We start from the raw sequence: 23930 nt of genomic DNA on the forward strand, positions 1-23930 counted from the left end.
GCCAGACGCCAACTTCAAGTTCGCCAACAGTTTCGTGAGCAGGTTACCCATGGGTAACCGTTAATACGCGTTAAGAGTTACCCATGGGTAACCCTGTTCTATTCCGGCGGCGCAGTTGGCGTCAGCGCACCCGCCCGTCGTGCCGTGGCCAGCGAACTGTACGGATCAAGGGTTTGGTTGCGATAAATCCGGTTGTAGGTATCGCTGGGCACCAGACGCCAGTTGAACATCGACCGGCGTTCGCGGAACGCCTGATCCTCGGCGGCCAATTCAGCACGGATACCCGGCTGACGCCCGAACCGCGAGGCCCGTGCGACAATTGCCTGATCTCCGGCACCGATCCCGGTTTGCGGATCAAGACGCGCAGGCGATCCCCCCAGAACAGCAACCGCGTCTTTCAGCGGGGTCTGGTCGGTGCGATTTGCTCCGCCCGGTGTCGGCGGCGGAAGCTCTGCAAAGGTTTCGGGGGTTTGCAGCGGTTTGGCAGGCACAATCGAGAATTCCTCGGGCGCGCCCGACGCATTGCGCAATTCCCGCAAACCAGTGTCACGGTCTTCCGTGTCTTGGCGCGACCCACATGCGGTCAGCGCCACAAGTGCCAGTATAATCAATGTGCGCGGCATTGTTTTGCCCGCCTCCGTATTCGCCTCACCCCTGCTTTACCCCATCCAACCGCATCCGTCACGAGGCGTTTTTGCTTCCTGAAAAAAGCGCAAGGCCAATTGCCCCGATAAAGACCGAGATATCCGCCACATTAAACGCATAAGGATTGTCGAAACCGCAACAGGACATGTTCAAAAAATCTGCAACCGCCCCATACATCACACGGTCCACTACATTGCCCAGCGCGCCACCGATCAAAAGCCCGGCAAACACCAACCCCAAACGTCCGGGCGGGTCGCGGCGCATCCAGACCAGCACAAAAAGCACAATTCCCAAAGCGACCGAGATCAGAATCCAGCGCGTCGAATCTGCATCACCGGACAACAAGCCGAAATTGATGCCGGTGTTCCATGCCATCCGAAAATTGAGATATGGCGGAAAGACATCAATCGCACCGAGCCGGGCAAGCTCCATGACATGCACGACCCACCACTTGGTCAATTGGTCGATCACAAAGATCGCCGCTGCGACGCTTGCCACCAGGCGCATTCTTGACCCCTTTTCCTCAATCTTCCGGTTTGTGACCGGACGGCTTTTGGTTAATGACGGAAATGGCGCATCCCGGTCAGCACCATCGCCAGCCCCGCCTCGTCAGCGGCGGCAATGACTTCATCATCGCGCATCGACCCGCCCGGTTGAATCACAGATGTGGCCCCGGCCGCCGCCGCTTCTCTCAGGCCGTCCGCAAACGGGAAGAACGCATCCGACGCCACCGCGCTGCCTTTGGTTAATGGCTCTGGCAGGCCCAGCGTGTCTGCCATGCGCTCTGCCTTTTTGGCGGCGATCAGCGCGCTGTCAAGGCGGCTCATCTGGCCTGCACCGACACCGACGGTCGCTCCGTTTTTGACATAAACGATGGCATTCGATTTGACGTGCTTTGCGATTTTCCACGCCAGCAGAAGATCACGCATCTGGTCATCCGTCGGAGCGATTTTGGTCACCACTTTGAGATCTTCCAGATCAATGCGCCCATTGTCGCGATCCTGAACAAGAAGCCCCCCCGACACCTGCTTCCATGCCGCTCCCGCTTCGGCGGTATTGGCAAGTCCGGGTGTTTTCAAAAGACGCAGGTTCTTTTTCTCGGCAAAGATGTCTTTGGCATCCTGATGAACGCCCGGCGCAATCACAACTTCGGTGAAAATCTCGGCAATGGCTTTGGCTGTTTCGCCGTCAAGCGTGGAGTTCAGGGCAACGATCCCGCCAAAGGCCGATGTGCGGTCGCAATCGAAGGCCTTTTGATAGGCCTCTTTCAAGGTGTTTCCTGTGGCCACGCCGCACGGGTTGGCATGTTTGATGATCGCACAGGCAAACCCGTCGCGCGGCAGAAATTCCGAGACCAGTTCGAACGCCGCATCAGTGTCGTTGATGTTGTTGTAGCTGAGTTCTTTGCCCTGCAGCTGTTCGGCAACCGCCACACCGGGCCGGGCCGATCCGTCATGATAGAACGACGCGGCTTGATGCGGGTTTTCGCCATAGCGCAGGGTTTGCGCCAAGGTGCCGGCAAACACCCGGCGACGCGGGGTGGCTTCGCCGATGGCATCTGCCATCCAGGTGCTGACCGCCGCGTCATACGCGCCGGTGCGGGCATAGGCGATTTGCGCCAGCTGTTTGCGAAAGGCCAGTGTTGTTTTGCCGTCATGGGCGTCCAGTTCATTCAGCAAGGCGCTGTAGTCTTCGACATCGACAACGGTGCTGACAAACGCATGATTCTTGGCCGCCGCGCGGATCATTGCGGGACCACCGATGTCGATATTCTCGATGCAGGTGTCATAATCCGCGCCTTTGGCGACGGTTTCTTCAAACGGGTACAGATTCACGACCAGCAGGTCGATGGCTTTGATATCGTGTTCGAACATCGCTGCGACGTGATCGTCATTGTCGCGCAGTGCCAGCAAGCCACCATGCACCATCGGATGCAGCGTTTTGACCCGCCCGTCCATCATTTCGGGAAAACCGGTGATGTCCGCGACATCCCGCACCGCCACACCGGCATCGCGCAACGCCTGTGCAGAGCCGCCTGTCGACAACAGCTCTACCCCGCGCGCCTCCAGTGCTTTGGCCAGATCAACGAGTCCGGTTTTGTCAGAAACAGACAGAAGCGCACGGCGGAGGGGGGCAAGGTTGGTCATGAAGCGAGATCCCAATGTTCAGTTCAGCAGCGCCGCATCGTCCTGAACAAGATCTCGCACCGCAACTGCGGTGTCCTGAGCCTTGGCCAGAGACCAGCGAACGCGGGTCGCATACTCCATTGCACGGGCAGTTAAAACGATCTGTTTCGTCGCGCGCGGCCGCAATCGGCCTTTTTCAAGGTAAACCGACGGTTCCAGCGTTAATTCACAGGCCGCGTCAAACCGGAAAACCCAGATTTCGCCACTGCGCAGCGCCATCGAGACGGCGGCACCATTCATGTCGATTTCAGCGTCGACTTCGGGGTGCAGGTGAAACCGGATATCAAACCGGATGCCGGACAGACGGGTGTCTTCCAGTTTGTGGTTGAACACCGCGCGGTCAGCCGGGCTGAGCGCGACCAAGAGATCCTCACCGACAATGCCACGTCCATCGAACGTCATTTCCAGGATACGGGCATGTGTCAGCCCGTGGGTTTTGAGATAGCCATCATGCCCGCCTTCGAAGCGGACACCATCGGACGCACGGGACAGTTCAATCGGAACGTTTTTGGGCACATCATCCAGCAATTCACGCTCGATCGGCCCCATTCGAGATGTCTCACCAAGGCGCGAGCTGGAAAAGCCATCCAAACACAAGGTGGAATGCGACGGTGTTGCCCGCCCCGCGCGCCGCCAATCTTCGCCAAAGGTTGATCCAGAGCCGCAATTCACGATCAGCGGACGCCGCCCTGACGTGAGTTCAAACGCCAGCGTCGAGGCGTGACTGTTAAAGCTTGCCCGCCCGCTTGGCGGGGATGCGGCGTCGATGATCATGGTTGTGCGCCCCCCGGCCAGACGCGCATAGCCCATGGTCAGATCCTGAGGTGCCTGTGCTTTGACACCTGCGGCGGCAAGCGCACTGTCCAGCCGCCCCTCGGCACCGCGCCCGCCGCCATGAAAGCGCGCCAGCCCGCCATCGGCGTGGCGCAGTGCGCGCAGGGTCGGCACGATCTTGGCAATCGCGGCGATATGGGCCGGTTCCGGCGAGCGGCCATACCCCTGCAAGGCATCCCGCGCCCAGATCAGCAAGGTACACACCTCCATCAATTCCTCGGGGTTGCGGGTCGGAAGACCGCCTGCGTTGTCAATCTGACGGGCACATTCCTGGCCCAGCGCCCTGATGGCAGGGTCGGCCTGACCCTCCATGCCCTGCAAGGAAAGCCCGGCTGAAATCAAACCTGTCAACGCCTCGAACCGGGGCAATCCCGGTGTGGAACTGTGCCAGCGCCGGTTCAGGAAAATGGTCTGTTGCGCAATCGAGCGAAAGAATGCGCGGGACTCGTCATGCGATGCCCCGCTCAGCACAAACAACGCGTGGTGCAGCCAGCGGATGACCCGCCGCCCCGCCAGTTCGGGGGTCCAGCCGGGGCCGGACCCATTGCCATAGCGTTTGATCCACTCGAACAGCCAGCTTTGGGCGATCAGCCGGGTTTTGGCATCACCGACACTGGCCATATCATCAAGCCAGTGAAATCCGTGGATTTCCTCCAGAAAAGCGTCGTCGGGTGGCGTGATATCCCAGATGATCGCGCCGGGGGCTTCGACAAGATGGCCTGCAAAAAGAAGGTTCCCTGCCGCCATTTGGCGACCACGCGCGAAAGACCCCACAGTGCGCGGTTCGGGTTGCCCGACAAAGGCCGCGGCGGGTTTGGTGCGCGCGCAAAGACGTGCTTGAACACGGTTCAAAAACCGGGTTTGCCCCCGTTTGATAGCGTCCAGTCGGAACATCAGCTCTGCCTCTGGCCTGCATTTGCGCAGGCATTCTTATGGGGAAAGCATACCGGTCAGAAACAGCTGAGTCACGAATCAATCTTCATTCGGGCGTCATCCGGGCAAGGACTCGCCCTTGCGCCGCAACAGAGCCATGTAAAACCCATCCATTCCGCCGATATCCTGCCAATAATCGGGACGCAGCCGCACACCGCCTTCGGGACTGACCCAGTCGGGGTCAAGACCGGGTGCATGCGGCGTTTGCAGTTGCACGTCATCGGTCTGAGACAGCAGCCACTTGACCTGATCTTCGCCTTCCTCGCGCAGCAGGCTACAGGTGCAATACACCAGCAGACCGTTCGGTTTGAGGTGTTGAACCGACGCCAAAAGCAACGCGCGTTGCAGTTTGACCAGATCGTCTATGCCGGTCTGGGTTTTCACATATGGCAGATCCGGATGCCGCCGGATCGTACCCGTGGCAGAACAGGGTGCATCAAGCAGGATTGCGTCGAACGGCGCGTCTTTATAGGTCAGCGCATCGGCCACCACGGGTGTGGCCGACAGTTTGGTCCGATCCAGGTTTTCCCGGAGCCGTTGCATGCGGGTCTCGGAAATATCGAGCGCCGTCACTTCGGCCCCTTTTGCCGCAAGCTGCATGGTTTTGCCGCCCGGGGCTGCGCAGATGTCAAGAACGCGCTGGCCGCTGACATCCCCAAGCAATTGAGCGGGCATCGCTGCTGCCGCATCCTGCACCCACCACGCACCATCCGCATAGCCCGCAAGCGCCGAAATCTGTCCGCGCGTGGCCAATCGTACCGATCCGGTGGGCAAGAGCTGTCCACCAAGTCTGTCCGCCCAGCTCTCGGGGTCGGATTTGACCGACACATCAACCGGTGGCGGGACCGCATGCGCGCGTTCTATCGCGGCGACGCCGGATTTGCCCCATGCTTTGGCAAGTTTGGGGCGCAGCCATTTTGGCAGCATCGTATTGGGTGCCGCCTCCCAATCCGCCTGATCCAGAGCGGTGATCTTGCGCAGGACCGCATTGACCAGACCTTTCATGGGGGCGGTTTTCTTGGTGCTGCCCGCGTATTTCACCGCCTCGTTCACCACGCCATGCGCCGCGCCGCCGGTCATCAATTCCACCGTGGCCATCCGCAACAGGTTCATCACCTTGAGCGGCGGTTGGCGCTGCAGGAATGGGGCAAGCACGTGATCCGCGCGCCCCAGATATCGCAGGGTTTCGGTGATCAGACGCTGCGCTGTAGCGCGTTCCGGTGGCGACAAGGCCATCCAGACATCATCGGATATGACATCCGACATCATCCGGCCTTCGCCAATAATCTGGCTAAGCCCATCAAGGGCAACACGTCTGGGCGATATCGGCGATGCCACGGGCGCTCCTGTCGTTGCTCGGGGTTGTCCCGGTCGGAACGGCGCGTATATCAAAGGGGGACAAGAGGAAAGACTACTATGCCGTCCGACACCACAAAAGACCTGCCTCCTGCGGCGCAGCGCGCGTTGGCCGAAGCCGAAGAACGCCGGAAAAAAGCCGCCAAGGAGGCCCCTCTTCCCAAAGAGCTGGGCGGGCGTGACGGGCCAGAGCCGGTGCGTTATGGTGATTGGGAAAAGGGCGGTCTTGCGATCGACTTCTAAGCTCAACGCAGCCGGAAATCGGCGGACTCTCCTGCGCCCTGATCTGCGGTAAAGCGCATCTCGCGGCCATTGGCACGAACTTCCTGACAATTGTAGCCAAGATCATCCCCACCCCAATTCAGGTCACGGCAAAAAAATCCGTTTTCCCAGGACCACGAGCCGGTGACATCCCACGTGACGCCGCGACCTGTGATCGAACCATCCGGGCGGACCTGTAGCCTGACCATGGGTCGGGACAGAGTTTTGCCCTGCACAAGTTTGACAAAGTCGGATTTGCTGTCGATCCGTTTCAGCTCGGCGGCGGCAACCTGAGGGAAGACCGCCAAGGTGGCGGCAGCGGTTAGCAATGTCAGGCTCTTGAGCATGTCGATCCTTCCGATTGACTTGAGTACCCCCTGATACGCAAGACACCCGTGATTGGATCACTTCTGGGTCCTGGTCTGGTGAGACCAAGCCTATTCGTCAGACAGGCCCAGAACGTCCAGCATGTCGTATTCACCCGGTGCCTTATCATGCCCCCATATCGCCGCTTTCAGTGCGCCGCGCGCGAACAGGGCCCTGTCGCTGGCGACATGGCGTAGGGTGATGCGTTCGCCTTCGGTGGCAAAAAGAACATCATGCTCGCCAACGATATCGCCCCCGCGGATCGCGGTAAAACCGATGTCGCCCGGCTTGCGCGCACCGGTGATCCCGTCCCGTCCACGATCAGCGACGTCCCGAAGATCAACGCCGCGCCCTTCGGCTGCGGCATCGCCCAGCATAAGAGCGGTGCCCGACGGCGCGTCGACCTTTTTGTTGTGGTGATATTCAATGATTTCAATATCGTAATCGGTATCCAGCGCAGCCGCGACCTTGCGTGTCAACACAGTCAGTAGGTTCACCCCAAGGCTCATATTGCCTGCGCGGACGACAACCGCATGACGCGCCGCCGCTTTGATCCGGACCAGATCGTCTTCTGTCAGACCTGTTGTCCCGATCACATGCACCACACGCGCCTGCGCGGCGAGTTCGGCAAAGGCGACGGTGGCGGCTGGTGCGGTAAAATCAATCACGGCATGCGCATGGGCAAAACTTTCGAGTGGATCGTCTTCGACCACAACGCCAATTTCAGCGCCCCCCATCGCGGTGCCCACATCCTGGCCCACCCAGTCGTGACCGGTGCGTTCGATCGCCCCGGACAGCGCCAGTTTCGGATGCTTGTTGATCTCGGAAACAAGCATTTGCCCCATGCGTCCCGATACACCGGTGACAACTACTCTGATTTCTTCGCTCATAGTCTTTTACTCATGGCCAAACTCCGCCAGTGGATTTCCGCCTCCATAGCGGTTGACCTGATGCTTGGCAAAGGTCGCCAGACGTCTTATGTGGCGAACATGGCAAAAAACCAATCTTATACCTCAGATGGACCCAGTCAGCGGCAGCTGCGTGTTGGCGAATTGATCCGCCGGACGCTGGCGGATATTCTGGCGCGCGGGGATATCCATGATCCCGACCTGAACCGTTATTCGATCACCGTAGGCGAGGTCAGGACATCGCCGGACCTGAAAGTCGCAACCGCCTATGTTGTGCCCTTGGGCGGCAAGGGTCAGGACGACATTCTGGAACTGCTGGATCGCAACAAAAGCGAGTTGCGACGGGCGGTGTCAAAGAATTTGACGCTCAAGTTTTCACCCGAGTTGCGGTTTCGGCTGGACGACACGTTCGACCGTATGGATGACACACGCCGGATGTTTGCACAGGACGATGTGCGCCGTGATGTCGAAGGCTAAAGCCGCCGGTCTGATCGGTCTGTTTTGCGTGGCAACACTGGCACAGGCCGCGACGGGCTGCGAGGAACGCATTTTTGACGGGCTACGCTATACGGCTTGCACCGCCGATGCGGGCACAGATGACATCCGTTTGTTTCTGGATAGTCCTTCCGGTGACAAGTTTGGTCAGTTTTCGGCTGTCGATGCAGCATTGAAAGACAAAGGCCAGCGTTTGGCCTTTGCGATGAATGGCGGCATGTATCACGATGATCGCGCCCCGGTCGGACATTATATCGAAAACGGTCAAGAGCGCATGAGGGTCATCCCCAATGCGGGCCCCGGCAATTTCGGGTTGCTGCCCAACGGGGTGTTCTGTGTTCAAGACACGCGGGCGGATGTGATTGAAACTCTGACTTATGATGACAACCGACCGGACTGCCGGTTTGCCACACAATCGGGTCCGATGCTGGTGATAGATGGCGAATTGCATCCCCGGTTCCTTCCGGACAGCTCGTCACGTTATGTGCGCAACGGGGTTGGAACGTCAGAAGACGGAACGCGGGTTGTGTTCGTCATCACGGATCAGGCGGTCACATTTCATGAGTTTGGCCGCATATTTCGTGATGACCTTGGAGTGCCGCAAGCTTTGTTTCTGGATGGCAGCGTGTCGCGCCTGCACGCGCCACAGCTGAACCGGTCCGATTTCGGGCGTTGGCTGGGCCCGATTATCGGTGTGGTTGAACCTCTGACCCAGTAGCGGGGTTGCGGTGGGGTACGCCGCGCTCTACCTCTCAACAGCAGAAATCTGGGATCGGAGACCGCATGACCGACACGCTTGAACAGCTGACACAAAGCCTTTTGCAGCACGCTAAGGATGCAGGCGCTGACGCCGCCGACGTTTTGGCGGTGCGCGGTGACGCGATTTCGATTGATGTGCGCAACGGGGCTTTGGAGCAGGCAGAGCGGTCCGAAGCCACGGATATCGGGTTGCGCGTCTTTGTCGGGCAGCGTGTCGCGAATGTATCGTCGTCCGACACACGCCCCGAGAACCTTGCCATGATGGCAGAGCGCGTGGTTGCCATGGCCAAAGAAGCACCGGAAGATCCCTATGTCGGTCTGGCCGATCCGGACCAATTGGCAGCGGGCGTAACCGCCGATGGGCTTGAGCTGTCGGACCCTACGGACGAACCGGACCCCGCTGTTCTGGAGGCAGACGCACGCACCGCAGAGGCGGCGGCACTGGCGATTGATGGCATCACCCAGGTGTCTGGCGCATCGGCGGGTTATGGTCGACAAGAGATCCATCTGGTCGCCAGCAACGGATTTTCCGGCGGGTATAATCGGACATCGCGGCATATATCATGTGTTGCTATTGCTGGCAGCGGCACCGCTATGGAGCGCGATTACGATGGCGATCAGCGTATTTTTCAAAGCGACCTGAGATCGGCCGAGGACATAGGCAAAACCGCAGCCCAGCGCGCGCTGGAACGCATGTCGCCGCGCAAACCGAAGACCGGCGCTTATCCTGTTTTGTTTGATGAACGCATTTCATCGTCCTTGATCGGACATCTTTTGATGGCCATCAACGGCGCGTCCATTGCGCGGCGCTCGTCTTGGGCGCTGGATTTGTTGGGCAAAGAAGTGTTTCCCGTGTCGCTGTCCCTGACCGAAGATCCGTATCGCCGTCGCGTGGGTGGATCGCGGCCGTTCGATGCCGAAGGTCTGCCGACGCAAAAACGCGACATTGTCAAAGACGGCGTTCTGACAGGGTGGACGCTTGACCTTGCGACTGCGCGAAAGCTTGAGATGGCCCCCACGGCCAATGCCGCGCGCAGCACCTCGGGCGGGCCATCGCCAAGCGTGTCGAACGTGGCGCTGACGCAAAGCGATTTGTCACGCGACGATCTGATTGCACAGATGGGCACGGGTCTGGTTGTCACGTCGATGATCGGATCGACGATCAATCCGAACACCGGCGACTATTCTCGTGGGGCTGCCGGGTTCTGGGTGGAAAACGGCGAACTGTCTTACCCGGTCAGCGGAGTGACCATCGCTGGCAATCTGCGTGACATGCTGAAACAGATGACACCTGCCAATGATGCACGCCCATGGTTGAGCCGCGTTGTTCCATCGCTTTTGGTTGAAGGGCTGACACTTGCCGGAGACTGACCTTGGCCTTTTGATCGACGCGGCCAAAGCTGCGGGCGATATTGCGTTGCGGGAAAAAGCGCGTGGTCTCGATGTGGAAGAAAAGCCCGGCGGGGCCGGCCCTGTGACCCAAGCCGATCTGGCCGTCGACAATGCCCTGCGCGAAGCGTTGACCGATCAGCGCCCGGGCTACGCATGGCTGAGCGAGGAAACCGAAGATGATCTGAACCGGTTGGATGCAGAAACCGTGTTTATCGTTGATCCCATCGACGGCACCCGCAGCTTTATCAAGGGCGATGCGACATGGGCCCATTCATTGGCCATCGTGCGCAATGGCGTGGTGACGCATGGCGTGGTGTATCTGCCAGAAATGGACCTGCTTTACGCAGCCGACCTTTCCGGCGGTGCGACCTGTAACGACGTGCCGATCAATGTGTCGCCTGATGTGCAGCTTGGCGAGTCCCATATCCTGGCAACAAAGCCCAATATGGAGCCACGTCACTGGCGCGGTCATGTGCCAGACTTCAAGCGGGCGCATCGGCCGTCTTTGGCTTTTCGGTTATCGCTTGTGGCGCAAGGGCGCTATGATGCGATGCTGACCCTGCGCCCAAGCTGGGAATGGGACATCGCGGCAGGCGCGCTGATTATGTCAGAAGCCGGGGCGAAAGTGACGGATCGGCACGGTCAGGCTTTGGTGTTCAACAACCCGGTTCCGCAAACCGCAGGGGTGTTGGGCGCGGCCCCTGATTTGCACCGTCAGATTGCAGGCGCGCTGGTTTATCCGGATTAAAGCACCTCGATGACGTCCTTGTCGATGGCCAGCATATACCCGCGGCGGGCAATATTCTTGATCAGCAATTCACTGACCAACTGATTGCCCAGACCGTCGCGCAAGCGTTTGATGCGTGTGGCACCGGCGGCTTCTTCGCAATCGCTTTCCGATTTGCCGGAAATGATGGATTCGATCTGGGCCCCAGACAACAGATCGTCATCCAGACGCGCCTCGGCCAGGATCGAGATGGTTTCCATCATGGCATCTGTCAGCTTGAACCCCATGGTGTTCAGGTAAACGGTGTTTTCCTCGCGGCTGACGATCAGCGAATTTACCTGAATGCCAGAGCGTTCGATCTGAGCCATGCGACGGTTCAGGATCACGAGCATGACCAAAAACACCAAGGCCGCGACCAGCATCGCCGTGGCAAAGACCAGAAGAACGAAAATCGTCGTGCGATATCCGGCCAGCGTGTCGGAAAAGGCGGTGCCGGATTGTGCAAGGATTTCGAGCAGCTTGACCTCGGCCTGTGACGTCAGATCGTTGTTTTCGACAAAAATCCGTTCAACACGGGCATTAAAGGCGTTGGCATCCGGCAGGGTCAGCACAAGCACCACACCCGCCACTGCCAAAAGCAGCACAATCGCCGCGATGCCCATCGCAACGATCCGTGTGCCCGAACGGCGTGCCTCAGTAGCGGAGGAAGTGGGGTCCGGCACTGTCTTTCCTTTCGGCAAGTCCTGTTTCATCGAAAACCGACAGCACATTCAGCAAGGTCCAGCCTGCGCGCGCCAGACGGGTTTGGAGTTGCTGCGTTGCTGCGTCAACCGTACAGGCCCCGCTGATTTCAGCGACACCGTAGTGCAGCCGCAGGGGTGAGTCCTGTTTGGCTTTGTAATCCGCGTAACATTTGGCCTGCGCGGTTGCAGGCAGGCTGACGAAAAAGAGCAGGATCAAGGCAAATACATGTTTCATGCAATCACCGTGCGAGGTTCTGCGGCGAAACTCAATAACAGCGCCGATGATATCCAATAACCGCCGCCCGTTATTGCGTGACCTGCCATCACAGCCCGAGATGTCTTGCATCAGCAGGTGCCCATTGTCGCCCTGCCCCACGACACCGCCATTCAAGGCGTCACAAAACCGGGAGAGGACGTTATCATGTCACGCAAATTCGTCGCCGCAGTGCTGGCCGTAAGCACCGCCATTGCAGGGTTTTCCGCAGCACCTGCGCGCGCCGCGTCACAAGAGGACATTGCCCGTCTTCTGGCGGGTGCCGCGACCGTTTTCATCATCGGCAAAGCGATTGAAAACGCGCGCAACGATGATCGCAAAGACAAAAAGAAAAAGGCGATCAACAGGCATTATTCAAATCCGAAGGTGATTGAACACCGGCCCATTCCAAAGGTTATTCCGCGCAATCCACACCGGTATGACCGGTTTGCGGCATTGCCCAGAAACTGCGTGCGCCGGATTGAAGGCGGGTCGGTAAGGCGGGTTGTGATGGGGCGTTGTCTGCAACGGAATTACCACAGCGCGCGCGAGCTTCCACGGGCGTGTCTTATGAAAGTGGCCACCCGTCGCGGGACACGTCCGGCCTATTCTCTGCCCTGTTTGCGGCAGCGGGGATATACGCTCGCGCGGAACTGAACCGCACCGAGCCTACGGGGCAAAGCTGGTCCTCGATTGCCCCGCACCTTGCGCCATGGTGTCCCCACGCCATGCGCGCTTTTTCGTTTTTTCGCATCATGAACGGTATTTGTAACCACCGTCTTGCGGAACTCATTTGCGCCGCGAATCGTTCGGCTGTTAAGGTGAGTCGAGGCAGAACAAAGAGGTACGGGACGAATGACAGGGCTAAACCGCACGATCCTATGTGCATTTCTTTCAGCACTGCCATTCACAAGCGCCGCCCAAGACCTTGATCTGAATGTGTCAGGAGGCGGAGACGAGCTGCGAAGCGCGCTCAAAAACGCGATGTCCATGCTCGCTTTGCTGGACGCGGAAGACCCGACACCTCAGGCGCTGGTGGCAGCGGCGCAGGCAGATTATGCGCGGATGCTGGGTGCCTTGTATGACACTGGCCGTTTTGGGCCGGTCATTTCGATCAAGATCGACGGCAATGAGGCGGCGAATATCTCGCCGTTTGAAGCACCGGCCGCGATTGATCAGATCTTGGTCGAGGTCGTGCCCGGCCCCAAATTCAGGTTTGGCCGCGCCGAGATTGCACCGCTTGCACAGGGAACAGAGCTGCCCGAAACCTTTGCGACAGGCGCACGCGCCGGAACACAGCCGGTGCAAGCCGCCACAAGGGCCGGGATCACGGCCTGGCGGCAAGACGGCTACGCAAAAGCGCGTTTGTCGGAACAAAAGATTGTCGCGGATCATCCCGAACGAGAGCTGGACGTGCAATTGGGGTTGTCGCCGGGTCCGCGCCTGCGGTTTGGGGATGTGGTGGTCACCGGGAGTGATAGCGTCCGCCGGACGCGCATCCGCGAGATTGCCGGCATTCCGCAAGGCGAGGTGTTCGACCCTGACGAAATTGCAGGTGCCGAGCGGCGCTTGCGCCAGACGGGTGTGTTCACCTCTGTCGCGATTTCCGAAGATAAGGCACCCAATCCGGACGGGACGCTGGATTTGGCCATTCAGGTCGCCGATCAGAAACCGCGCCGGTTTGGGTTTGGTGCCGAAGTGTCCACCCAGGAAGGTGGCAAAATCAGTGCGTTCTGGCTGCACCGCAATTTTTTCGGCGGCGCGGAGCGAATCCGCGTCGAGGGCGCGATTGGTGGTATCGGTACCAACGAGAACGACATCGACTACCGGCTGGCGCTGACCTATGGCCGCCCGTCCACATTTACGCGCGATACCGAATTTTATCTGACCGCAGAAATCGAACAGTTGGAGGAACCAGCGTTCAAAAGCACTCAGGCAGGTGTGGCAACCGGTCTGCTGCACCGGTTTTCCGATACACTGAGCGGCAGTTTTGAAATTGGTTATCGCTATGTCGATACCGAAGATGCGTTTGGCGACCGCGAATTCGAGCTTTTGACCGCATCCTTGGGCGCGATTTATGATACGCGCGAAGATTTGTTGAACCCGACCTCGGGTTATTATCTTGCAGCAACGGGGACACCATTTCTGGGTCTGGACGATTCAGAAAGCGGCTTTCGCCTGACCTCGGATGCGCGCGCTTATATCGGGTTTGGCGAAGACGACCGGTTTGTTCTGGCAGGTCGGGCGCAGATCGGGTCCGTTTGGGGGCCAAGCCTATCGGAAACGGTTCCCGATTACCTGTTTTATTCCGGTGGCGGCGGCACTGTGCGGGGGCAGCCATATCAATCACTGGGTGTGACAACCGCGTCCGGCGACCTGACCGGCGGCCAAAGCTTTGCAGGGCTGTCGGCCGAGTTCCGTGCGATGGTGCGGGACAATATCGGTATCGTCGGCTTTTACGATGCCGGTTGGGTGTCCGACGAAAGCGGCTTTGCCGGGGACAGCGATTGGCATGGCGGTGCGGGTCTCGGACTCAGATATATCACCGGCATCGGGGCCATTCGTGTGGATATTGCCACACCGACCACCGGTGACGACGCCGGTCAGGATTACGAAATCTATATTGGCATTGGGCAGGCGTTCTGAAATGCGGTTTTTGATCTCTCTGCTTTTGCTGCTGTGGTTGCCTGTCATGTCGTTTGCGCAGGACGGTGACGATGATGCAGGTTACCTGACCCGGCTTTTGCAGGATGCCTTGTCTGGCGACGGGCATGATGTGCGGATTGTTGGGTTCGAAGGGGCCTTATCAAGCGAGGCCTCGATCCGGCTTTTGACGATTTCAGATGAAGAGGGCGAATGGTTTCGGGCCGAGACGATCATCCTGAACTGGAGCCGCCTGTCGCTTTTGCGCGGGCGCGTTCAGGTGGATCGGTTCAGTGCCGACAGCGTTGTGTTCGCGCGCCCCCCCTCCGTTGCAGAAGAAGCTCCCAAAGCCGAAGCGACGCCGTTCACGATACCCGACCTTCCGGTATCGGTGAATATTGGTCAGATTGCGGTGCAATCCGCATTTATCGGCGCGCCGGTGCTGGGCCAAGATGCCGAGTTTTCGGTCAGCGGTTCCGCATCTTTGGCGGATGGCGGTGCAGATATCCAGTTCAGTCTGGACCGGATCGACGGCGAGGCGGCGCAGATTGAGTTGACCGCAGGGTTCGATCCGGCGTCGCGTCAATTGACCATCGACCTAACCGCCGAAGAAGAGGCAGGTGGAGTTGTCGCACAAGTTTTGAATGTTCCCCAACAGCCTGCGCTGTCGCTGTCTGTTCAAGGCGACGGCCAGGTCGATGATTTTTCCGCCGATATATCGCTGGAAACCGATGGCGCGCCTCGGATCACCGGCACCGTGGGTATCATGGTGCCACAAGACAGCGCGGCATGGGATGTTGCGGTCGACATCAACGGCGATCCAACGCCGCTTCTGACAGAAGAGATACAACCGTTTTTCGGATCAAGCGTCGGGCTGACGGCCCAGATTGTGCGCGCCCCCTCTGGCCGGATTGAATTGCCCGAATTTGAGGTGACGGCGGCAAAGCTGTCCTTGTCCGGTACGGCGGCCTTGACCGAAACCTTCTGGCTGGACTCCCTGGATGCCGAAGGGCGGATTGCCGATCCGGGTGGTGACCGTGTGACACTGCCCGTTGGCGGTGGCGCAACTTCGGTGCAAAGCGTTACCTTCGACGCCCGCGTGTCGGACGAGATCACCATTGATGCCACAGTCGACAGCTTTCAGAATCCGGCCGCAAGCTTGGACACGTTGACCCTGACCGGCCGGGGCACCCTGGATCAGAACGGAGTGACCGAGGATGGCCAGTTTGGGCTGGATCTTGGCTGGGACGTGACCAATCTGAACCTGACTGATCCGGCCTTGGCCGAAGCCGTGGGAACCGATTTGAGCGGGGCCGCGCGGGTTGATTATCAGCGTGGTCAGCCAGTGCGGATCACCGATCTGGACGCAAGCGGAGACGATTATCAACTGACCGGATCTGCAACCTGGCAGGCCGAGGATGCCATTCCGCTGGGTCTTGATCTGCGGCTGATTGCCCAGGACATCACCCGGTTTTCATCACTGGCCGGTCAAGACCTTGACGGGCGCGTGGAAGTGCAGATTGACGGGGCCGTCGGCCCTATTTCGGGGGCGTTTGACCTTGTCGTCGATGGGACGACGCTTGATCTTTCTGTGGGGCAAAACGTGGCCGACAGGATCTTGTCGGGTGTTGGATCGGCCCGACTTGATGCGCGGCGCGATGAAACTGGTACGACGCTTCGATCACTTAGCCTGTCGACTTCGGCCGCGACGATAAATGCCACCGGGCAGATCACGTCAGGGCGAACCGCATTGCGCTTTGACGGACGGCTGGCCAACCTTGATCGCGTCTTTCCCGGAGAGGGAGCGGGGTCTGCTGTGCTGAACGGATCGGTGGCTTTTGAAGAGACGCGCCTGCAATCCGCTGACATCACGGCGAACCTTTTCAATCCGTCCGGCGCAGTGCAATTGCCGTTTGGCGGTGGGGTGACATTGGATCAGGGCAGCGCCACGTTTACCGCAAGTGGCGGCGCAAATGGCGCATGGTCATCAAATATCCGCGCGCGGGCGTTGCAATCAGACGTGTTGACGGCAGAGGTGCTGGACCTTGTCGGTCAGGGCGATCTGGTACAATCCGAGGATGGCGCAGTCACCACTGTCAACGGCACATTTGATGCCGACGGATCGGGCCTGCGGGCAGCGCGCCCTGAAATTGCCCAAGCACTTGGGGCCGCGCCGTCATTTTCCGCAACATTCGATTGGCAACAGGCCCAAGATCAACTGAGTGTCAGCGCGCTTCGCATCGAAACGGGTGCCATTGATGTGACCGGGTCTGCTTTGGTCAGTGATGCGACAACGGCACCCGATATAGACGCGTCTGCATCTTTGGTGGCCGACAGTCTGACGCCTTTGTCCGGTCTGGTTGGCCAATCCTTGCGCGGTCAGGCCCGGATTGACGTGACAGGTACCTATCAAAACTCTGGTACATTCGCTGTAACAGCCAAAGGCCAAGCGTCCCGGCTGAGCATCGGCAATGCCATTCTGGATCAGCTTTTGGTGGGCGTGACCACATTCGATTTTTCCGCAGGCGGTCAAGATGGGCAATTGCAAGCACTGAACGCCGAGATCGCAAATCCCGAAATCCAAGTGACGGCTGGTGGCCCGCTGAACAATCTTGGTATTGATGCGACCCTGCGCGATATGGGGTTGATTGCGCCGGATTTTCCCGGCCGGCTGACTGTTGACGGCACGATTGGTCAGGTTGGCAACGGCTATCGTGTCGATGTCGATGCGACAGGCCCCGGCGGTGCAGAGTTGCAGGTCAATGGGACGGTTCAGGATGCGTCACGGGCCAATCTGACGATTGATGGTGTTGCGGCATTGGGTCTGGCCAACGCTTTCATCGAACCGCGTCGCCTGAACGGGCGTGCTGTTCTGGATCTTGCGCTGAACGGTCCGCTTGGTCTGACCGGACTGTCGGGAACCATCACACCGTCGCAGGCCGAACTCAGCGCGCCGACCCTGGGGATTATCCTGCAACCCATCACTGGACAGATCGTGGTGCAGAACGGCGCGGCACGGATTGGGCTGTCCGGGGCCGGCAACAACGGCGGATCAGTTGATGTGAACGGGCGGCTGGGCCTTGCCTCTTTTGAAACTGCTTTGACAGCGTCGTTCAATCAGTTTGGAATACGCGATCCCGAGCTTTACGACACAAGTGTCGATGGGACAGTCAATATCACGGGTCTGATTGGACGCGACCTTTTGTTGTCGGGCGATTTGCGCCTGAACGAGACAGAAATTCAGGTGCCGTCTTCCAGCGTTTCCGCGTTGAGTGATATCCCGAATATCGAGCATCTTGGGGCCACCAGACCCGTGATGCGAACCCTCACGCGCGCCGATTTAGGCACCGCCTCAGACGATACGATCGAGCCTGGCTCGCGGTCGTCGACCCGGCTGGATCTGACCCTGTCTGCGCCAAGCCGCGTGTTTGTCCGGGGTCGTGGTCTGGATGCGGAATTGGGCGGTCAACTTCGATTGACGGGGCCAATATCGGATATCATTCCCCAGGGCGGGTTTGAATTGGAACGCGGGCGGTTGGACATCCTTAACCAGCGGTTCATCCTGACCGAAGGCCGTATTCAGCTAAGCGGCAGCTTCGATCCGGTTTTGCGGTTCGTGGCCACCACCGAAGCCAACGGGATCGAGGTTCAGGTCATACTGGATGGTCCGGTTTCGGCACCGGATATTACCTTTTCATCATCGCCGGAATTGCCCGAGGACGAAGTTCTTGCGCAATTGCTTTTCGGGCGAAGCTTGTCTGACTTGTCGCCTCTGCAAGCCCTAGAGCTTGCCAATGCGCTTGCAACGCTGGCAGGCGGAGGGTCTGGCGGGTTGTTGTCAAATTTGCGGGACGGGTTCGGGCTTGATGACCTGGATCTGGCGCGCACCGAGGATGGGGGCACAGCAGTGCGCGCCGGAAAGTACATTGCCGAGAACGTTTATTCCGACGTCGTCGTCGAAAGTGGGGGCCGGACTGAGTTGAGCATCAACCTTGATATCACAAACAGCTTTACGGCCCGGGGAAGCGTCGACAATGAAGGCAATTCATCGTTGGGTGTATTTTTCGAACGGGACTATTGAAGGCACTCGGAAAACCGGTTGGCCATGTCTCGAATGAGATTGGGGTAGAAATCTGCGCCAAGGGCGATGTTGACCCCAAGCGGATCGAGTTCCTGCGTCCGTGCCTGCGTTCCGTCGATTACCGTCCTGACAAGGCCAGCACTGAATTGCGGTTCGGAAAACACGCAGACGACACCCTGTTCACGGATGTCTGTCTGGATGTCGGCAACACGCGATGGGCTTGGCGGCACGGCGTCGCTGAGCGAAAGAGCCCCTGACGCCTCTAGACCGAAACGGGCTTCGAAATAATGATAGGCATCGTGGAAAACGACGAAGGGTTGATCTTGCACGGGGGCCAGCAAGGTTTGAGCCGCTTCGATCTCTTGGGCGATTGCCGCATTGGCGGCCGTTGCGTTGGCGGCATAGGTTTCGGCGTTGTCGGGATCTAGTTGCGATAGGGTGTCAGAAATCTGGCTTAACCAGACCTGCGCATTGGCAGGATCAAGCCACGCATGGGGATCGGTCGCAGTATCTCCGTGGTCGTGATCGTGTGCATGCTCATGGTCATGCGCGCCGAAGGCATCGGTGTCACGGAAGGGCATTGTTTGCGTCTCTGGAAGGCCCAGCAAAGCGATCTGGGTGGCATCTTCGGCAAGCGTATTGAGCGGGCCTTGAAGCCAGGGGGACAGCGCGTCGCCAATCCAGAACACCACATCTGCATCCTGCAAAGCAGCGGCGGCAGAGGGGCGCATGGCGTTGGTGTGCGGGCTTGCCGCGGGTTCGATCAAAAGATCCGGTTGCGCCAAATCGCCCGTGACCATGGACACAAGTCCGTGGACCGGAGCTATATCCGTGACTATTTTCGGGATATCCGCCTGAACGATTTGTGCTGTAGAGGCAAATATCGCGGCTAGAAATGTCATACGGAGCATTGCGGGTCATCCTTATCGAATCATCGTGTTTCCTGTTGTGAACTGATATGTAATATCATAACACTCCCGTCAAATGGAGAATGACGTGTCACATTTTGGGTTTTCAGATCACGACCACAGCTCTTGCATCGTGCAGACGGTGCAAGAGGTCGAGGCACGGTGCGCTGCAGAACGGCTGCAATTGACACCGGTGCGGCGGCGGGTTTTGGAAATTCTTTTACAAAAGCATCAGGCACTTGGGGCCTACGACATTCTGGATGTCTTGCGGCAAGAAGGGCTGGGATCGCAGCCGCCTGTCGCCTATCGCGCGCTGGATTTTCTGGTGACGCATGGGTTTGCGCATAAAATCGAAAAGCTGAACGCATTTGTGGCCTGTACGCATCCGGGCGAGGACCACGCGCCAGCATTCCTGATCTGTCGCGATTGCCATGCTGTGGCCGAAGCACATGGCGCGCGCGTCGTGCTGGGGAAAAACGTACAAACGTCAGGATTTGCGGTCGAGACTATGGTGATTGAATGCGAAGGGCTTTGCCCGAACTGTCAGGACGCGGCATGAGTTTGATTTCAGCCAAGAATGTGACTGTGCGGTTGGGGGGATCGGTGATCCTTGCCAATGTCACCTTGTCACTTGACGCAGGCGAGATTGTGACCATCGTCGGCCCCAACGGATCGGGGAAATCGACACTCCTGAAGACGCTTCTGGGAGCCGTAGCACCGAGCACAGGCCAGATCACATCGGAACCCGGTTTGCGTATCGGTTATGTGCCGCAAAAGCTCTATATCGATCCGACGTTGCCGCTGCCGGTTCTACGGTTTCTGAGCTTGCCCAAACCGGTTGGAAAAGAGGTCGCCATGACCGCGTTGGACCGCACGGGTGTTGCCCCGTTGGCGGACCGGCAGGTGGCGGATCTGTCTGGTGGGCAAATGCAGCGCGTGTTGCTGGCCCGAGCGATCCTGAACGCACCGCAATTGCTGGTGCTGGATGAGGCGACACAGGGATTGGACCAAAGCGGCTCGGCGGCGTTTTACCGGCTGATCGAGGAAATCCGTGCGGATCTTGGATGTGGCGTGCTGATGGTCAGTCATGAATTGCACGTTGTGATGGCCGCATCCGACCGGGTGATTTGCCTGAACGGACATGTGTGCTGCGAAGGGGCACCCGAGCATGTGGCGACCGCTCCGGAGTATCGGGCTTTGTTTGGCACAGGCACACAAGGTGCGCTGGCTTTGTACCGACATGAACATAATCACAGCCATGACCATGCACATGAGGCCGCAGAATGATCCTGGACAGTTTTCTGTGGCGTGCGGGTTTGGCGGGCATTGGCGTGGCCCTGGCCGCAGCCCCTTTGGGGTGTTTCGTTGTGTGGCGACGGATGGCCTACTTTGGCGATGCGACAGCCCATGCTGCAATTCTGGGCGTCGCGCTGGCCTTGTCGTTTAACGTTCCGGTGTTTCTGGGCGCGTTGATCATCGCGCTGGCGATGGCGTCATTGGTGGCGTCTTTATCTGGGCGGGATGTGGCGGTTGATACCTTGTTGGGGGTTTTGGCCCATTCTGCACTGGCGATTGGCATTGTGGCCGTGTCGTTGTTGGACAGCGTTCGCATTGATCTGATGGCCTTTCTATTCGGCGACATTTTGGCGGTCAGTCGGATGGACCTGGCGATTATCTGGGGCGGTGCATTGGCTGTTGTCGGGTTGCTTGGCTGGCGGTGGTCTGCATTGCTGACCGCGACACTGAATGAGGATCTGGCCCGCGCATCCGGACTTGATCCGCGCCGAGAGAAGTTGATTTTGACGCTGACATTGGCCGTTGTGGTGGCGGTGTCAATCAAGGTGGTGGGTGTCCTGCTGATCGGGGCAATGTTGATTGTGCCCCCGGCTGCCGCGCGGGTGTTTGCCCGGACCCCGGAACAGATGGTGTTGATTGCCGGTCTGATCGGTGCGGCATCTGTATTGGGTGGTTTGGCGGCATCCTGGCAGTTTGACACTCCGACAGGACCAACGATTGTTTCGGTCGCGGCATTTGTGTTTTTGCTGTGTACCGTTTTCGGACTGGCACGACGGGTTGTGGCGCGCGAGTGACGAAACCCCTTGCAGAGTCGGGGAACGCTTCGTATATGCATCACAACAGCGGCGTGTCGGCCCCGGCCAGCACCCACCGAAATCTTCAACGGGCCGCGCGCCCGTTTTTTTGTGTTTGGAGCTAACGCAACAATGTCTGACCTGATCGCCAAAGCCGCGATGGACCGACGTCTGGCCGAAATCGTGACCCCTGTCATCGAAGATATGGGGTTTGAATTGGTCCGCATCCGGTTGATGGGCGGCAAAACCGCCACATTACAAATCATGGCAGAACGCCCCGAAGGCGGGATCGAAGTGGATGAATGTGCCGCGATCAGCACCGCGGTGAGCGCGACCCTGGACGTGGAAGACCCGATTCTGGATACCTACACTTTGGAAGTGTCGTCACCGGGAATTGACCGGCCTTTGACCCGTCTCAAGGATTTCGAGACGTTCGAAGGCTATGAGGTGAAAATAGAAACCTCGGACATGATCGACGGACGCAAGCGGTTCAAGGGCGTGTTGGCCGGTGTCGAGGGCGACGAAGTGCTTGTGAATATCGAAGAAGGGACTGTCGGTTTGAAATTTGACTGGCTGGCGGATGCCAAGCTGGTTCTGACGGATGATCTTATCAAGGAAATGCTGAAGGCCCGCAAAGCCCAAGGCTTGGACGACACACAATTTGATGATGTGATTGAGGCCGAAGGGCCCGAAGAGGAGTAAAAGCGCATGGCAATCACCTCCGCCAACCAGTTGGAACTGTTGCAGACCGCCGAAGCGGTGGCGCGTGAAAAGATGATCGACCCCGGTTTGGTCGTCGAAGCGATGGAAGAAAGCCTCGCCCGCGCCGCAAAGTCGCGTTACGGGTCCGAGATGGACATCCGCGTGTCGATTGACCGCAAAACCGGACGGGCAACGTTCACGCGGGTGCGCACTGTGGTCGAAGACGAGGAGCTTGAGAATTATCAAGCTGAAATGACCGTCGAACAGGCCAAACAATATCTTGAAAACCCTGCCGTCGGCGACACGTTTGTGGAAGAAGTGCCCCCTGTGGAAATGGGCCGGATCGCGGCACAATCAGCCAAGCAGGTGATTCTGCAGAAGGTGCGCGAAGCCGAACGTGACCGTCAGTTCGAGGAATTCCAGGATCGTGCAGGCACCATCATCAACGGCGTGGTCAAGCGCGAGGAATATGGCAATGTCATCGTTGATGTGGGCCGTGGCGAAGGCATGTTGCGTCGGAACGAAAAAATCGGGCGCGAAAGCTATCGCAATGGCGACAGAATTCGGTGCTACATCAAGGACGTGCGCCGCGAAACGCGCGGGCCGCAGATTTTCCTGAGCCGCACTGCGCCGGAATTCATGGCAGAGCTGTTCAAGATGGAAGTGCCCGAGATTTACGACGGCATCATCGAGATCAAGGCGGTGGCCCGTGATCCCGGTTCGCGCGCCAAGATTGCCGTGATTTCCTATGACGGGTCGATTGACCCTGTTGGTGCCTGCGTTGGTATGCGCGGCAGCCGTGTGCAAGCGGTTGTGAACGAATTGCAGGGCGAGAAGATCGACATCATTCCATGGAATGAAGACATCCCGACCTTCCTTGTGAACGCGCTGCAGCCTGCCGAAGTGTCCAAGGTTGTTCTGGACGAAGATGCCGAGCGCATTGAGGTGGTCGTCCCGGATGAACAGTTGAGCCTTGCGATTGGTCGTCGCGGCCAGAACGTGCGTCTGGCGTCGCAGCTGACAGGGCTGGATATCGACATCATGACCGAAGAAGAAGAATCAGCACGGCGGCAGAAAGAGTTTGAAGAGCGCACACAGCTGTTCATGGACACGCTGGATCTGGATGAATTCTTTGCCCAGCTTTTGGTGGCCGAAGGATTTACCAATCTTGAAGAGGTCGCCTATGTCGAAGTCGACGAGCTTTTGGTTATCGACGGAGTGGATGAAGATACAGCCGGCGAATTGCAGACCCGCGCGCGCGAACATCTTGAAGCGCAGGCCAAAAAGGCCCTTGAGAACGCACGTGAACTGGGGGCCGAAGACAGCCTGATCGAATTTGACGGCCTGACGCCACAGATGATCGAGGTATTGGCCAAAGACGGCGTCAAAACGCTGGAGGACTTTGCCACCTGCGCGGATTGGGAACTTGCCGGTGGCTGGACCACCATCGACGGTGAGCGTCACAAGGACGACGGTCTGCTGGAGCCTTTCGACATGTCGCTGGAAGAGGCGCAGCATCTTGTCATGACAGCGCGGGTTCTTCTGGGTTGGGTTGATCCAACCGAGCTTGAGGCCGAGGCCGGCGACGACGAAGAGCTTGAATCACCACAGGAAGAGCAGGCCTGATACGGGTCTGAGAGAGCAGGAC

General features: G+C 58.7%; 23 protein-coding genes. 13 read left to right on the forward strand and 10 right to left on the reverse strand.

From position 1 onward, the window contains the following. Window positions 1–98: 98 nt before the first annotated feature. The 5 genes from ACG74X_RS02020 to ACG74X_RS02040 all read right to left on the reverse strand — a co-directional run bounded on the left by ACG74X_RS02020 (window position 99) and on the right by ACG74X_RS02040 (window position 5936). Complete coding sequence (locus ACG74X_RS02020) at window positions 99–623, reverse strand: DUF3035 domain-containing protein (protein WP_411232368.1); 525 nt, start codon at window positions 621–623, stop codon at window positions 99–101. Between the two features lie 58 nt (window positions 624–681). After that, complete coding sequence (gene lspA, locus ACG74X_RS02025) at window positions 682–1152, reverse strand: signal peptidase II (protein WP_411232370.1); 471 nt, start codon at window positions 1150–1152, stop codon at window positions 682–684. Window positions 1153–1202: 50 nt separating this feature from the next. Next, on the reverse strand, window positions 1203–2792 hold the full coding sequence (gene purH / locus ACG74X_RS02030) for a bifunctional phosphoribosylaminoimidazolecarboxamide formyltransferase/IMP cyclohydrolase (protein WP_411232371.1): 1590 nt from the start codon (window positions 2790–2792) through the stop codon (window positions 1203–1205). A gap of 18 nt (window positions 2793–2810) precedes the next feature. Continuing rightward, window positions 2811–4559 (reverse strand): heparinase II/III family protein, encoded by a 1749-nt coding sequence (locus ACG74X_RS02035; protein ID WP_411232373.1) that lies wholly within the window; start codon window positions 4557–4559, stop codon window positions 2811–2813. A 96-nt stretch (window positions 4560–4655) separates the two neighbouring features. Beyond that, the gene (locus tag ACG74X_RS02040; RefSeq protein ID WP_411232374.1) at window positions 4656–5936 is read right to left on the reverse strand and encodes an RsmB/NOP family class I SAM-dependent RNA methyltransferase; all 1281 of its coding nucleotides are present in this window, start codon (window positions 5934–5936) and stop codon (window positions 4656–4658) included. A 78-nt stretch (window positions 5937–6014) separates the two neighbouring features. On the opposite strand from ACG74X_RS02040, the gene ACG74X_RS02045 reads away from it, so the two are divergent. Further along, window positions 6015–6197, forward strand: a complete 183-nt coding sequence (locus ACG74X_RS02045; protein ID WP_411232376.1) for a DUF1674 domain-containing protein — start codon at window positions 6015–6017, stop codon at window positions 6195–6197. Window positions 6198–6199: 2 nt separating this feature from the next. On the opposite strand, the gene ACG74X_RS02050 is transcribed toward ACG74X_RS02045, so the two are convergent. Together ACG74X_RS02050 and dapB are read right to left on the reverse strand one after the other, a co-directional pair. After that, window positions 6200–6562, reverse strand: a complete 363-nt coding sequence (locus ACG74X_RS02050) for a dihydrodipicolinate reductase (protein ID WP_411232377.1) — start codon at window positions 6560–6562, stop codon at window positions 6200–6202. Between the two features lie 90 nt (window positions 6563–6652). Further along, the gene (gene dapB, locus ACG74X_RS02055; RefSeq protein WP_411232378.1) at window positions 6653–7471 is read right to left on the reverse strand and encodes a 4-hydroxy-tetrahydrodipicolinate reductase; all 819 of its coding nucleotides are present in this window, start codon (window positions 7469–7471) and stop codon (window positions 6653–6655) included. 99 nt (window positions 7472–7570) lie between these two features. On the opposite strand from dapB, the gene rbfA reads away from it, so the two are divergent. The 4 genes from rbfA (at window position 7571) to ACG74X_RS02075 (ending at window position 10883) form a co-directional block, all read left to right on the forward strand. After that, a complete protein-coding gene (gene rbfA / locus ACG74X_RS02060; protein ID WP_411232380.1) occupies window positions 7571–7966 on the forward strand; it encodes a 30S ribosome-binding factor RbfA in 396 nt (131 codons plus the stop codon). Next, window positions 7953–8702 (forward strand): phosphodiester glycosidase family protein, encoded by a 750-nt coding sequence (locus ACG74X_RS02065; protein WP_411232381.1) that lies wholly within the window; start codon window positions 7953–7955, stop codon window positions 8700–8702. Before rbfA ends, ACG74X_RS02065 begins: the two co-directional genes overlap by 14 nt. A gap of 65 nt (window positions 8703–8767) precedes the next feature. Continuing rightward, window positions 8768–10114 (forward strand): TldD/PmbA family protein, encoded by a 1347-nt coding sequence (locus tag ACG74X_RS02070; protein ID WP_411232382.1) that lies wholly within the window; start codon window positions 8768–8770, stop codon window positions 10112–10114. Next, complete coding sequence (locus ACG74X_RS02075; RefSeq protein ID WP_411232383.1) at window positions 10101–10883, forward strand: 3'(2'),5'-bisphosphate nucleotidase CysQ; 783 nt, start codon at window positions 10101–10103, stop codon at window positions 10881–10883. Before ACG74X_RS02070 ends, ACG74X_RS02075 begins: the two co-directional genes overlap by 14 nt. Here ACG74X_RS02075 and ACG74X_RS02080 read toward each other — a convergent pair. Both ACG74X_RS02080 and ACG74X_RS02085 read right to left on the reverse strand, forming a co-directional pair. Further along, a complete protein-coding gene (locus ACG74X_RS02080) occupies window positions 10880–11584 on the reverse strand; it encodes a hypothetical protein (protein ID WP_411232384.1) in 705 nt (234 codons plus the stop codon). The genes ACG74X_RS02075 and ACG74X_RS02080 overlap by 4 nt on opposite strands. Next, the gene (locus tag ACG74X_RS02085; RefSeq protein WP_411232385.1) at window positions 11556–11840 is read right to left on the reverse strand and encodes a hypothetical protein; all 285 of its coding nucleotides are present in this window, start codon (window positions 11838–11840) and stop codon (window positions 11556–11558) included. The genes ACG74X_RS02080 and ACG74X_RS02085 overlap by 29 nt, the downstream gene beginning before the upstream one ends. 186 nt (window positions 11841–12026) lie before the next feature. Between ACG74X_RS02085 and ACG74X_RS02090 the strand changes: the two genes are divergently transcribed. The 3 genes from ACG74X_RS02090 to ACG74X_RS02100 all read left to right on the forward strand — a co-directional run bounded on the left by ACG74X_RS02090 (window position 12027) and on the right by ACG74X_RS02100 (window position 18582). Continuing rightward, window positions 12027–12515: a hypothetical protein gene (locus ACG74X_RS02090; RefSeq protein ID WP_411232386.1), complete on the forward strand. Its 489-nt coding sequence runs from the start codon at window positions 12027–12029 to the stop codon at window positions 12513–12515. 198 nt (window positions 12516–12713) lie between these two features. Beyond that, the gene (locus tag ACG74X_RS02095; RefSeq protein WP_411232387.1) at window positions 12714–14504 is read left to right on the forward strand and encodes an autotransporter assembly complex protein TamA; all 1791 of its coding nucleotides are present in this window, start codon (window positions 12714–12716) and stop codon (window positions 14502–14504) included. A gap of 1 nt (window position 14505) precedes the next feature. After that, window positions 14506–18582 (forward strand): translocation/assembly module TamB domain-containing protein, encoded by a 4077-nt coding sequence (locus tag ACG74X_RS02100; protein ID WP_411232388.1) that lies wholly within the window; start codon window positions 14506–14508, stop codon window positions 18580–18582. Here ACG74X_RS02100 and ACG74X_RS02105 read toward each other — a convergent pair. Next, window positions 18576–19493, reverse strand: coding sequence for a zinc ABC transporter substrate-binding protein (locus tag ACG74X_RS02105; protein WP_411232389.1), 918 nt, complete (start codon window positions 19491–19493; stop codon window positions 18576–18578). The two genes, ACG74X_RS02100 and ACG74X_RS02105, sit on opposite strands and share 7 nt — an antisense overlap. 85 nt (window positions 19494–19578) lie before the next feature. On the opposite strand from ACG74X_RS02105, the gene ACG74X_RS02110 reads away from it, so the two are divergent. From ACG74X_RS02110 to nusA, 5 genes are all read left to right on the forward strand, one after another. Next, window positions 19579–20049: a transcriptional repressor gene (locus ACG74X_RS02110; protein WP_411232391.1), complete on the forward strand. Its 471-nt coding sequence runs from the start codon at window positions 19579–19581 to the stop codon at window positions 20047–20049. Further along, entirely contained in the window at window positions 20046–20777 is a 732-nt protein-coding gene (locus ACG74X_RS02115; RefSeq protein ID WP_411232392.1) for an ATP-binding cassette domain-containing protein, read from the forward strand. The genes ACG74X_RS02110 and ACG74X_RS02115 overlap by 4 nt, the downstream gene beginning before the upstream one ends. Further along, window positions 20774–21580 (forward strand): iron chelate uptake ABC transporter family permease subunit, encoded by an 807-nt coding sequence (locus ACG74X_RS02120; protein ID WP_411232394.1) that lies wholly within the window; start codon window positions 20774–20776, stop codon window positions 21578–21580. The genes ACG74X_RS02115 and ACG74X_RS02120 overlap by 4 nt, the downstream gene beginning before the upstream one ends. A gap of 132 nt (window positions 21581–21712) precedes the next feature. Beyond that, window positions 21713–22282, forward strand: a complete 570-nt coding sequence (gene rimP, locus ACG74X_RS02125) for a ribosome maturation factor RimP (RefSeq protein WP_411232395.1) — start codon at window positions 21713–21715, stop codon at window positions 22280–22282. Window positions 22283–22288: 6 nt separating this feature from the next. Beyond that, window positions 22289–23908, forward strand: a complete 1620-nt coding sequence (gene nusA, locus ACG74X_RS02130) for a transcription termination factor NusA (RefSeq protein WP_411232397.1) — start codon at window positions 22289–22291, stop codon at window positions 23906–23908. The last annotated feature ends 22 nt before the right edge of the window (window positions 23909–23930 follow it).

This window comes from Marivita sp. S0852 (assembly GCF_046591575.1).
Classification (GTDB): Bacteria; Pseudomonadota; Alphaproteobacteria; order Rhodobacterales; family Rhodobacteraceae; genus Marivita.

What these genes read in the sequence shown, in the direction of transcription:
- nusA (WP_411232397.1), top strand. Translation starts at nt 22,289, where the DNA reads ATGGCAATCACCTCCGCCAACCAGTTGGAACTGTTGCAGACCGCCGAA.
- ACG74X_RS02045 (WP_411232376.1), top strand. Translation starts at nt 6,015, where the DNA reads ATGCCGTCCGACACCACAAAAGACCTGCCTCCTGCGGCGCAGCGCGCG.
- lspA (WP_411232370.1), bottom strand. Translation starts at nt 1,152, where the DNA reads ATGCGCCTGGTGGCAAGCGTCGCAGCGGCGATCTTTGTGATCGACCAA.
- ACG74X_RS02095 (WP_411232387.1), top strand. Translation starts at nt 12,714, where the DNA reads ATGACAGGGCTAAACCGCACGATCCTATGTGCATTTCTTTCAGCACTG.
- ACG74X_RS02100 (WP_411232388.1), top strand. Translation starts at nt 14,506, where the DNA reads ATGCGGTTTTTGATCTCTCTGCTTTTGCTGCTGTGGTTGCCTGTCATG.
- ACG74X_RS02085 (WP_411232385.1), bottom strand. Translation starts at nt 11,840, where the DNA reads ATGAAACATGTATTTGCCTTGATCCTGCTCTTTTTCGTCAGCCTGCCT.
- dapB (WP_411232378.1), bottom strand. Translation starts at nt 7,471, where the DNA reads ATGAGCGAAGAAATCAGAGTAGTTGTCACCGGTGTATCGGGACGCATG.
- ACG74X_RS02090 (WP_411232386.1), top strand. Translation starts at nt 12,027, where the DNA reads ATGTCACGCAAATTCGTCGCCGCAGTGCTGGCCGTAAGCACCGCCATT.
- ACG74X_RS02070 (WP_411232382.1), top strand. Translation starts at nt 8,768, where the DNA reads ATGACCGACACGCTTGAACAGCTGACACAAAGCCTTTTGCAGCACGCT.
- rimP (WP_411232395.1), top strand. Translation starts at nt 21,713, where the DNA reads ATGTCTGACCTGATCGCCAAAGCCGCGATGGACCGACGTCTGGCCGAA.
- ACG74X_RS02035 (WP_411232373.1), bottom strand. Translation starts at nt 4,559, where the DNA reads ATGTTCCGACTGGACGCTATCAAACGGGGGCAAACCCGGTTTTTGAAC.
- ACG74X_RS02115 (WP_411232392.1), top strand. Translation starts at nt 20,046, where the DNA reads ATGAGTTTGATTTCAGCCAAGAATGTGACTGTGCGGTTGGGGGGATCG.
- ACG74X_RS02050 (WP_411232377.1), bottom strand. Translation starts at nt 6,562, where the DNA reads ATGCTCAAGAGCCTGACATTGCTAACCGCTGCCGCCACCTTGGCGGTC.
- ACG74X_RS02120 (WP_411232394.1), top strand. Translation starts at nt 20,774, where the DNA reads ATGATCCTGGACAGTTTTCTGTGGCGTGCGGGTTTGGCGGGCATTGGC.
- purH (WP_411232371.1), bottom strand. Translation starts at nt 2,792, where the DNA reads ATGACCAACCTTGCCCCCCTCCGCCGTGCGCTTCTGTCTGTTTCTGAC.
- rbfA (WP_411232380.1), top strand. Translation starts at nt 7,571, where the DNA reads ATGGCAAAAAACCAATCTTATACCTCAGATGGACCCAGTCAGCGGCAG.
- ACG74X_RS02065 (WP_411232381.1), top strand. Translation starts at nt 7,953, where the DNA reads ATGTCGAAGGCTAAAGCCGCCGGTCTGATCGGTCTGTTTTGCGTGGCA.
- ACG74X_RS02020 (WP_411232368.1), bottom strand. Translation starts at nt 623, where the DNA reads ATGCCGCGCACATTGATTATACTGGCACTTGTGGCGCTGACCGCATGT.
- ACG74X_RS02105 (WP_411232389.1), bottom strand. Translation starts at nt 19,493, where the DNA reads ATGCTCCGTATGACATTTCTAGCCGCGATATTTGCCTCTACAGCACAA.